Here is an 11,128-nt window from a genome sequence, read left to right on the forward strand (position 1 = left end):
ACCACCGACAACCCACCGGCCACATCACCCGCAACCACCACCGCACGATGCGCCAACACCGCACGCGAGTTCGCCAACGAGAAACCGACATCCAGGATGCTCGGATCACCGCTACCCGCAACCGCCCGGACCCGCTCGGCCTGCGCACTCAACGCCGCCTCGCTCTTGGCCGACAAAAGCCAAGGCACCGGAACACCCTCCGGCCACTGCGGCTCCTCCTCCGCGACAACGAGAGATTCGGGCTCTTCCAAGATCACATGCGCGTTCGTGCCGCTGATCCCGAACGACGACACCGCCGCCCGACGCGGCCGACCCACCTCCGGCCACGCCCGCGACTCCGTCAACAACGCAACCGCGCCGGCGGACCAATCCACCTCCGGCGTCGGCTCGTCCACATGCAACGTCATCGGCAACACGCCGTGCCGCATCGCCTCCACCATCTTGATGACACTGGCCACACCCGCCGCAGCCTGCGTATGGCCGATGTTCGACTTGATCGACCCCAACCACAACGGCCGACCCTCCGGGCGATCCTGCCCATACGTCGCCAACAACGCCTGCGCCTCGATCGGATCACCGAGGGTGGTGCCCGTCCCGTGCGCCTCCACCGCGTCCACATCGCCCGACACCAGTCCGGCATTCGTCAACGCCTGCCGAATCACCCGCTGCTGCGCCGGACCGTTGGGCGCCGTCAAGCCGTTCGATGCCCCGTCCTGATTCACCGCCGAGCCGGCCACCACGGCGAGCACCTGATGCCCATTGCGCCGAGCATCCGACAGCCGCTCGACCAGCAACCAACCGACCCCCTCCGCCCACCCGGTACCATCAGCCGCCGCCGCGAACGACCGGCACCGACCGTCGGGAGACAGCCCCCGCTGCGCGCTGAAGTCGACGAACGTCTCGGCAGTGGACATCACGGTGACGCCGCCTGCCAGCGCCAGCGAGCACTCCCCCGACCGCAGCGCCTGGATCGCCAGGTGCAACGCCACCAGGGAGGACGAACACGCGGTATCCACCGTCACCGACGGCCCCTCCAGCCCGAGGGTGTACGACACCCGGCCGGACAGGACGCTGCTCGCCCGGCCGATGCTCGAATAGCCGGCCAGTTCCTCGGGCAGCCGAGTCAGGCCCGCACCGTAGTCGTAGTACGAACCGCCGGCGAACACTCCGGTCGCGCTGCCGCGCAGCGACGCGGGGTCGATGGCGGCCCGTTCGAGGGTCTCCCAGGCGGTCTCCAGGAACAGCCGCTGCTGCGGGTCCATCGCCAGCGCTTCCTTCGGGCTGATGCCGAAGAAATCCGCGTCGAAGTCGGCCGCGTCCGCCAGGAATCCGCCGTCCCGGGCATAGGTCGTCCCCGGGTGCCCCGGCTCCGGGTGGTACAACGACGCCAGGTCCCAGCCCCGGTCGGTCGGGAACGCGGAGATCGCGTCGGTGCCCTCGGCCACCAGGCGCCACAGGGTTTCCGGCGAGGTCACGCCGCCGGGGAAGCGGCACGCCATCGCCACGATCGCGATCTGCTCGTCGTCCGTCACCGCGACCGGCCGCGACCCGGTCGCCGCCGCGGCCGCGTCGTCCGGTCCGTACATCTGCGCCCGGATGTACTCGGCGAGCCGCCCGGCCGTCGGGTAGTCGAAGACGGTGGTGGCGGGCAGCCGCAGCGCGGTGGCCCGGCCGAGGCGATCACGCAATTCGACGGCGGTCAGCGAGTCGAAGCCCAGGTCGCGGAACGCGCGGTCGGCGTCGACGGCGGCCGGCGAGGCGTGCCCGAGCACCGCGGCGGCCTGCTCCCGCACCAGATCGAGCAGGGCCGCGCGCTGTTCGGCGGCGGCCCGGTTGTCGAGCAGGTCGCGGAGTTCGGCCGCGCCGGGCCCGGCCGCGGGGCTGTCCCGGGTCGTGGTGTGCAGCGCTGCGACCTCGGGCAGATCGCCGATCAGCGGACTCGGCCGCGCGGCGGTGAACGCGGGTGCGAACCGGGCCCAGTCCACGTCCACCACGGTCAGGGCGGTCTCGTCCGCGTCCAGGGCCCGACCGAGCGCGGCGATCGCGGACGCGGGCGCCATCGGCGCGAGGCCGTACCGGCGCAGGCGTTCCTCGTCGTCGCCCTGGGCGGCCATGCCCCCCTCCGCCCACGGTCCCCAGGCGACGGCCGTGGCGGTGACTCCGCGCGCTCGGCGGTTCTGGGCAAGGGCGTCCAGGTAGGCGTTCGCGGCAGAGTACGCCCCCTGCCCGCCGCTCCCCCACACGCCCGCGATCGAGGAGAACAGGACGAACGCGTCCAGGTCGTGGTCGGCGAACAGCTCGTCCAGGTTCGCCGCGCCGCCGACCTTCGCCCGGATCGCCTCGGCGACCTCGTCGAGCGTGGTGAGCGCCGCCGCGCCGGTACGGTCCACGCCCGCCGCGTGTACGACGGCCCGGATCGGCTTGCCCTCGGCGGCCATCCGCTCCACCAGGGCTGCCAGTTCCGTGCGCTCGGCGACGTCGCACGCCGCCATCGTGACCTCGACACCCAGTGCGGACAACTCGCCCGCCAGTTCCTCGGCGCCCGGCGCCGCGCCGCCCCGGCGGCTGGTCAGCACCAGGTGTTCGGCGCCGTTGCCGGCCAGCCAACGGGCCACGTGAGCACCGAGCGCGCCGGTCCCGCCGGTCACCAGGACGGTGCCGCGCGGGCGCCAGGCCCCGATGGCGGCGTCGCTCGGCGCCGCCCGCACCAGTCTGCGAACCAGAACGCCCGACGTACGGATGGCAACCTGATCCTCGCCGCCCGCCAGTACGCCCGCCAGGCGCGCCCCGGCGCGCTCGTCCAGCACCTGCGGTAGGTCGATCAGGCCGCCCCAGCGCTGCGGTTGCTCCAGGGCGAGCACCCGGCCGAGGCCCCAGGCGAGGGCCTGTCGGGGGTGCGGTAGCGACTCCGTCGGGGCGACCGCCACCGCACCGCGCGTGGTCGTCCACAAAGGCGCGTCGATCCCGGCGGCGGTGAGCGCCTGGGCCAGCGTCAGGGTCAGCGCGAGCGCGCCGGGGTCGCCTTCGGCCGGCAGCGACAGTACACCCACGACCGACGCGTCACCGCCGACCGCTTCGGTCAGGCGGGCGGTCAGCGTATCGACGTGCAGCTCGGCGTCGACCACCGCCAGCGGTACGACCCGAGCGCCGTGTGCGCGCAGGGCCCGTACCTCGGCGTCCGCCTGCTCGGCCTGGTGGACCACCAGCCAGGTACCCGCCAAGGCGGCGGGGCAACCGATCGCCCGGTCGGTCACCGGCTGCCATTCCACGCGATACAGCCGCCGCTCGACGGCGGCCCGCTCGCGTCCCCGCCGTCGCCAGGCCGCGAGGGCCGGCAGCAGTCCACCGAGTGACTCGCCGACCTGGTCGGCCGACGGGTCACCGCCGGTCAACTGGGAGGCCGCGGACGCGACGTCGCCGTTCTCGACGGCCTGCCAGAACGCTGCGTCGACGGCGGGCTCGCCCGCACCGGCGGGCGCGACCGGCTTCGTCCAGTAGGACTCGCGCTGGAAGGCATAGGTCGGCAACTCGACGCGCCGCGCGCCGGTGTCGGCGAACAGCGCGGCCCAGTCCACGGCCACGCCGCGGGCGTGCACTCGGGCCAGCGCCTTGAGCAGGGACTGCGGCTCGGCTCGGTCGCCGCGCAGTGTCGGGACGAACGCGGCCTCGGTCGCGGCCTCGCTCAGGCAGTCCGCTCCCATCGACGAAAGCACGCCGTCCGGGCCGAGTTCGACATAGGTGGTGACCCCCGCGCGTTCCAGCGCGCGCATCCCGTCCAGGAAGCGGACCGGCCGGCGGACGTGCCGAACCCAGTAGTCGGCGGAGCCCAGTTCGGCGGCGGACGCCGGTTCGCCGGTCAGGTTCGAGATGATCGGAATCCGAGGCTCGCCGAAGGACACGCTCTCCGCGACCCGCCGGAAGTCGTCCAGCATCGCCTCCATCCGGGGCGAGTGGAAGGCGCGCCCGACGTTCAGCCGCTTGGTCTTGTGTCCGCTCGCTCGGAGCGTGGCCACGATCGCCTCGACCGCGTCCTCGTCGCCGGCGATCACCGTCGAGGTGGGTCCGTTGACCGCCGCGACGGACACCCGCTCGGTGAGCAGCGGCAGCACCTCGTGCTCGGCGGCGCGCACCGCGACCATCGCGCCGCCGCTGGGCAGCGCGTGCATCAATCGACCTCGGGCACCGACCAGCCGGGCCGCGTCGTCCAGGGACAGCACGCCGGAGACATGCGCGGCGCTCAGCTCGCCGATCGAGTGGCCGACCAGGAAGTTCGGTCGCAGGCCCCAGTGTTCGAGCAGGCGGAACAACGCCACCTCGACGGCGAACAGGGCGGCCTGGGTGAATCGGGTCTCGTGGACGCTTTCGGCATCCGCCGATCCGGGGGCGGCAAAGAGCACCTCGCGCAGCGGACGGTCCAGGTGCGGGTCCAGGCTCGTGCACACCGCGTCGAAGGCGGCCGTGAACACGGGATACTCGCGGTGGAGTTCGCGGCCCATGCCGATCCGCTGACTGCCCTGTCCGGTGAAGAGGAAGGCGAGTTTGCCCTCGGTAGCCGTCTCGCGGACCAGCCCCGGAGTGCTCTCACCGTTGGCCAACGCCTCGATGGCAGCGCCGAGTTCGTGCGGTTCGTCGATGACCAGGACGGCCCGATGCTCGAACGCGGTTCGGGATGTGGCCAGCGAGTAGGCGAGGTCGAGCGGGGACTGGTCCGGGTGTGCGGCGAGGTGGGCGCGCAGCCGCAGGGCCTGATCCCGCAGCGCGGCGGCGCTCTTCGCCGAGATCGGCACGGGCAGCGGGCGGGGCGCGGCGCGCGGGGCCTCGATACCCGTGCCGGCGGGTGGGGCCTGTTCGAGGATGACGTGCGCGTTGGTGCCGCTTGCTCCGAAGGAGGACACGCCCGCGCGGCGCGGGTGGTCGTTCTGCGGCCAGGGCCGGCCCCGGGTCAGCAGTTCCACCGCGCCCGCCGTCCAGTCGACGTGCGGCGTGGGTTCGTCGGCGTACAGGGACTGTGGCAGTACGCCGCGGCGCATCGCCTGGAGCATCTTGATCACGCCGGCGACGCCGGCGGCGGCCTGGGTGTGGCCGATGTTGGACTTCACCGACCCCAGCCACAGCGGCCGATCCGCCGGCCGATCCCGGCCGTACGTCGCCAACAACGCCTGTGCCTCGATCGGATCACCGAGCCGGGTGCCGGTACCGTGCGCCTCCACCGCGTCCACGTCTGCCGACACCAGCCCGGCACCGGCCAACGCCTGCCGGATCACCCGCTGTTGCGCCGGGCCGCTGGGCGCGGTCAGGCCGTTGGAGGCGCCGTCCTGGTTCACCGCGGAGCCGCGGATCAGACCCAGCACCTCGTGGCCGTTGCGCCGGGCGTCGGACAGCCGTTCCAGCAGCAGTACGCCCGCGCCCTCGCCCCACGCGGTGCCGTCCGCCGCGGCCGAGAAGGGCTTGCAGCGGCCGTTCGGCGCCAGGCCGCGCAGCGCGCTGAACTCGACGAATGTCTGCGGGGTGGCCATCACCGTCACGCCGCCGGCCAATGCCATGGTGCACTCGTCGCGTTGCAGCGCCTGGATGGCCCAATGCATCGCCACCAGCGAGGAGGAGCAGGCCGTGTCCACCGAGACCGCGGGGCCTTCCAGACCCAGGCTGTAGGCGACGCGCCCGGAGACGAGGCTGCCGTTGCCGGTGGTGGCGTCGTCCCCGGAGGCGGTGCCGTAGTCGTGGTAGATGACGCCGGCGAACACTCCGGTACGGCTGCCGCGCAACTCGGCCGGATTGATCCCGGCCCGCTCGATCGCCTCCCACGAGATCTCCAGGAGGAGCCGCTGCTGCGGGTCCATCGCCGCCGCCTCACGCGGGCTGACCCCGAAGAACCCGGAATCGAACTCGGCCGCGTCGTAGAGGAATCCGCCCTCGCGTACGTAGCTCTTGCCCGGCTTGCCGGGCTCCGCGTCGTACAGCCCCTCGACGTCCCAGCCACGGTCGGCCGGGAACGCGGAGACGGCGTCCGTCCCCTCGGCCACCAGACGCCACAGGTCGTCCGGCGACGCGACGCCGCCGGGGAAGCGGCAGGACATGCCGACGACGGCGATCGGCTCGGTGGCGGCCGCGGTCAGCCGATTGTTCTGCTGCCGCAGCCGTTCGTTCTCCACCAGCGAGTTGCGCAGCGCCTCGACGATCTCCTCGACCGATGCCTCCACGGTGACCTTTTCCTTCGTTCGACGGAATTTCGAGTGAATGAGTGGGGCGGGCCCGATCCGGTAACCTCAGTGCAGGCCCTTCAGGAAATCGACCATGACCTGGTGAAAGCGTTCCGGTTCCTCGAGATGCGGAACATGGCTCGACTCTTCGAAGATCTCCCAGCGCACGTCCGGGATGAGATCGTGAAACGGCTGCACCGCTGCGGGAGTCGCCTCGTCGTGACGCCCCGAAATCAACAGGGTGGGTACCCTGATGTCCGCTACGCACTCCGCCACTCCCCAGTCGCGCAGGGTTCCGGTGACGTGGAATTCGGTGGGGCCGTTCATCGATTGGTAAACGGTGGGGTCGTTGTGGATTTCCATGAATGTGGCCAGGTAGTCACGCGGCCACGGATCGAGACGACAAACGTGCTTTTGGTAGAAGATCAGCGACGCCTCCAGATATTCGTCGCTGTCGGTGGTACCGGCGTTCTCGTGCCGGAGTAGCGTCTCGTCCACGCCGGGGGGCAGGAGATCGCGCAGCACCCGCATCTCCCGCAGCCACACCGGATAGGAGACGGGGGAATCGGCGATGACCAGTCCGCGGAGTCCGGCCGGCCCGGCCGCGGCGTGCTTGGCGGCCAGCAGGCCGCCCCAGGAATGGCCGAACAGGACGTAGTCGTCCGCGATGCCGAGGCCGCGCAGCAGGTTGTCCAGCTCGTCGAGGAACAGCCCTACCGTCCAGAACTCGGCGCCCCGCTGCGGCAGATGGCTTGATCCGCCGTTGCCGAGCTGGTCGTAGTGGACGACCGGCCAGCCGGCCTCGACCAGGGAGGTGAGCCCGAGCAGGTAGTCGTGGGTGGCGCCGGGGCCGCCGTGCAGGGCGATCACGGCGGGTCGATCCGCGCCGACCTCGCCGGTGACGCGATACCAGGTCCGGTGTTCCCCGAAGGGCAACGTTCCCTTGGCGCTGGGGGTCGGCGACATTTCAACCACCTCGATCGGATCGTTCCTGCACCGACACGCACGCGCGCATGGGTGGTCGACGGGCTCACCCGTATTCAGGACACCGCTGATATTGGCGACAGTACTGCGGGGGACGGGGGCCCGAAGCCCCTAAGCTGAGGCGACGACCCCTACAAGCGCCGGTCGGTGGGAGCCGAGTCCGCGCCGACTTCCGTCAACCAGTCCTCGATGATCCGCGCGGTCGATTCCGCGTCCTCCTCGACCAGTCCGAAGTGGTTTCCCGGCGAGAGCCGCAAGGTGTGTGCGGCGTCCCAGGGTCGGGCTCGGAGGAATTCGCCGTCCCGCACGACGTCCCCGGTCTCCGGCTTGAAGGATTTCCCGGCGCCGACGAACAGGACGGGTGCGCCGACGCTTTCCCGGGTGAAATCCGGGAGCAGGTGGAAGTAGCGTGCCATGGCCGAGAGTTGGGCACTGTCGTAGGGGCCGAAGGTCTCCTCCATCGCCAGCATCCGGTACGTCATGTGCTCGAAGCCCTCCGGCATCTCGTTGTCCGCGACGGCGTACGAGTCCAACAGGACGACGCCCGCGGGTCGAATGCCCAGCGCCTGCTCCAGGTGGTGTGCCGCCGCATAGGCCAGGACGCCGCCGGAGGAATACCCGACCAGGACGAACGGCTCGCCTTCGGCCGCTTGGAGGACGCTCTCCGCGACCACCTGCGCGGCTGCGGCTGCTGTGGCGGGCAGCAGTTCCCCCCGGGCGAAGCCGACCAGCGGCAAAGCCCGTACCGGCCTGATGCCTCGGAAGTGCGCGGCCAGGCGGGCGTGTTGATGCACGCCCCCGGCGACCATCGGGGTCGACACGCAGATCAATCGTGTTCCGCTCGTCCCGTCGGCGAGCCCGGCGGGCTCCGGGAGCCGTTCGAGTTCGGTATGTGCGCGGAACTGCGGTCGAATGTCGGCGATCGCCCGCAGCATCGTGAACGTCCTGGGGATGTCGCCTGTCTCGACGCCCGCCCGGAACAACGCGGTCAGCGTGTCCGCCGACCCGGCATCGTTGCTCGTCGATCCCCGCGGATCGCCTACTTCCGGGCTCGCGGCCAGCTCGGTCCGGACGAGCCGGGCGAGTTCGGCGGGGGTCTTGCTGTCGAAGACCACCATCGCGGGCAGTCGCAAACCGGTCGCGGCATTGAGGGCGGCGCGCAGTTGCGTCGCGCCGAGCGAGTCGAAGCCGGTCTCCAGGAAGGTCCGGTCCGGGTCCACCGCCGTGGGGTCGTCGTATCCGAGCACCTGTGCGGCGTGGACCAGCACCAGGTTCCTTGTCTCGCGCTCCTGTTCGGTCTCCGAGAGCCGGTCCAGGCGCCGGCGCAGCGAGCGGGGATCGGTCCGATGCCGAGCCGCCGTCCGGCGCCGGGTCGCAGGGACGAGGCCGCGAAGCAACTCGGGGACGTCGGCAAGGTTGGCGACATCCAGGCGAATGGGGGCCACAGTTGCCTGGTCGAGGGTCGCGGCGGTGTCGAAGAGCGCGAGCCCCTCCGGCACGGACAGCGGCAGGACACCGCCGCGCGCGAGGCGTGCGCGGTCGTCGGCGGCCAGGGAGCCCGTCATGCCGCCGTCGGTGTCCCACAGGCCCCAGGCCAGCGAGAGCGCAGGCAACCCGGCGCCCCGGCGGCGGGTGGCCAGGGCGTCCAGGAACGCGTTTGCCGATGCGTAGTTGGCCTGTCCCGCGCCGCCCAGCACACCTGCCGCCGAGGAGAACAGGACGAATGCCGAGAGCTCCATGCCCTGGGTCAACTCGTGCAGGTTCCAGGCCGCGTCGACCTTCGGGCGAAGGACCGCGTCGAGGCGCTCGGGAGTCAGGGAGGAGATCACGCCGTCGTCCAGGACCCCCGCCGTATGCACGACACCGGACAGGGTGCGACCCGCCAACAGCTCCGCCAGCGCGGCGCGGTCGGCGGCGTCACAGGCCACGACCTCCACCTGGGCGCCCAGTTCGGACAGCTCGACGACCAACTCCGCCGCCCCCTCGGCCGCCGGGCCGCGGCGGCTCGTGAGCACCAGGCGACGGACGCCGTACCGGGTCACCAGGTGTCGCGCGAACAGAGCGCCCAGGGTGCCGGTGCCACCGGTGATCAGTACCTCGCCGTCCGAGTGGAACGGGGCGGTCGTCGCCGCCTGTTCGGCCATCGCGACGCGGGCGAGACGGGCCGCGTGCACCACGCCCGCACGGATCACGACCTGCGGCTCACCCGAGTCCAGCGCCGGCGCGACATCCGCCCGGTCGCCATCGAGCAGCACGATCCGACCCGGCTCCTCGGACTGGGCCGATCGCACCAGGCCCCAGACCGCGGCACCGGCGAGATCGGTAACGGTCTCTCCCTCCAGCGCCACCGCGCCGTGCGTCAACACCACCAATGTGGCATCCGCGAAGCGGTCCTGGGACAACCACGACTGGACCACGCGCAAGGCTCGACGCACCTCCGCGCGTACGACATCGGCCGCACATCCCCCGGCGAAGCGCACGACGACAACCGGCGGCACCGCACCTTCGGGCGTCAACGCCTCCCACTCGACCACCTCGCCGGACACCCCCGCCGTAGCGGGGACCTGCCGCCAGTCGATCCGGTACAGCGACTCGTGGAATCCGGTGGGGAGCACTCCCCCGGTGGTGATCTCACGCAGGGTCAGCGAGGCAACCGACGCCACCGGCAAGCCTGCCGCGTCCGCGATCTTCAGAGACACCTCACCCGGACGAACCGGGTTCACCCGTACGCGCAGCGCCGAGGCCCCGGAGGCGTACAGTTCCACGCCGGACCACGAGAACGGCAGGGCCGCCCGCTCACCGACCGCCGAGGTCAGCGTCACCGCGTGCAGGCTCGCGTCCAGCGCCGCAGGGTGCAGGCCGAAGCGGTCGGCGTCGCCATGCGCCGGTTCGGGGAGGACGACGTCGGCGAACACCTCGTCCCCGCGTCGCCAGGCGGCCCCGAGCCCCTGGAACACCGGGCCGTAGCCGAGCCCGGCATCCGCCAACGCGTCGTACAGCCCGTCCACGTCGATCGGCACCGCTCCCGGCGGAGGCCATGCGGTCAAGTCGTCCGGGCTGTCGTCCCGACCGGCGCCTTCCTCCAGGATGCCGGACGCGTTCGTGGTCCAGGGGCCGTCCAGGGTGTCGTCGGGACGCGAGTACACGGTGAGCGCGCGTCGACCCGTCTCGTCGGGGCCGCCGACCACCACCTGAAGCTGCACCGGGCCTTCGTCGGGCAGCACCAATGGGGCCTGGAGCGTCAGCTCCTCCACCCGCCCACAGCCGACCTGGTCGCCCGCACGCACGGCCAGCTCCACCATCGCCGCACCCGGCAGCAGCACCACTCCACCGACCTGGTGATCGGCGAGCCAGGCATGCGTGCGCACCGAGAGCCGGCCCGTGAACACGACGCCGTCGGACTCCGGCAGGGGCACCATCGCGCCCAGGAGCGGGTGTTCGGGTGAGCCAAGGCCCATGGAGGCGGGGTCTGCCGCGTTCGGGGCATCCAGCCAGTAGTGCCTGCGCTGGAAGGCGTAGGTCGGCAGTGCGACGCGGCGGGCGCCGTGGCCGGCGAAGAACGCGTCCCAGTCCACCGGCGCGCCGCCCACGTGCAGCTCGCCCAGCGCCGCGACCAGGGACTGCGCCTCGGGACGACCCTTGCGCAACACCGGCACCACCACGGTGCCGTCCTCGGGCAGGTTCTCCCGCACCATCGCGGACAGGATTCCGTCCGGGCCGAGTTCGACGAAACGCGTCACACCCCGCGCGGTCAGGGCACGCACCCCGTCCGCGAAGCGCACCGCCTCGCGCACATGCCGAACCCAATAATCCGCCGACACCGGCGCATCGACCAGTTCACCCGTCACATTCGACACCACCGGAATGGACGGGGCCGCATACGACAACCCCTCGGCCACCGCCCGGAACTCGTCCAACATCGGGTCCATCAACTCCGAGTGGAA

Annotated in this window: 2 protein-coding genes and 1 pseudogene; all 3 read right to left on the reverse strand. The window is 71.7% G+C overall.

Features of this window, described 5'->3' with window-relative positions:
- Nucleotides 1-6,167: pseudogene (locus ACFZBU_RS47820) on the reverse strand (type I polyketide synthase); the annotation flags it as partial.
- Between the two features lie 99 nt (nucleotides 6,168-6,266).
- Nucleotides 6,267-7,166 (reverse strand): proline iminopeptidase-family hydrolase, encoded by a 900-nt coding sequence (locus tag ACFZBU_RS47825; protein WP_391590131.1) that lies wholly within the window; start codon nucleotides 7,164-7,166, stop codon nucleotides 6,267-6,269.
- 149 nt (nucleotides 7,167-7,315) lie between these two features.
- Complete coding sequence (locus tag ACFZBU_RS47830) at nucleotides 7,316-11,113, reverse strand: type I polyketide synthase (RefSeq protein WP_391590132.1); 3,798 nt, start codon at nucleotides 11,111-11,113, stop codon at nucleotides 7,316-7,318.
- Between the last annotated feature and the right edge of the window lie 15 nt (nucleotides 11,114-11,128).

Origin of the sequence: Embleya sp. NPDC008237 (assembly GCF_042956465.1) — a bacterium.
Taxonomy (GTDB): domain Bacteria; phylum Actinomycetota; class Actinomycetes; order Streptomycetales; family Streptomycetaceae; genus Embleya.

Bases quoted from the DNA above. Each gene is read 5' to 3' on its own strand.
- ACFZBU_RS47825 (WP_391590131.1), bottom strand. From the start codon at position 7,166: ATGTCGCCGACCCCCAGCGCCAAGGGAACGTTGCCCTTCGGGGAACAC.
- ACFZBU_RS47830 (WP_391590132.1), bottom strand. From the start codon at position 11,113: ATGGACCCGATGTTGGACGAGTTCCGGGCGGTGGCCGAGGGGTTGTCG.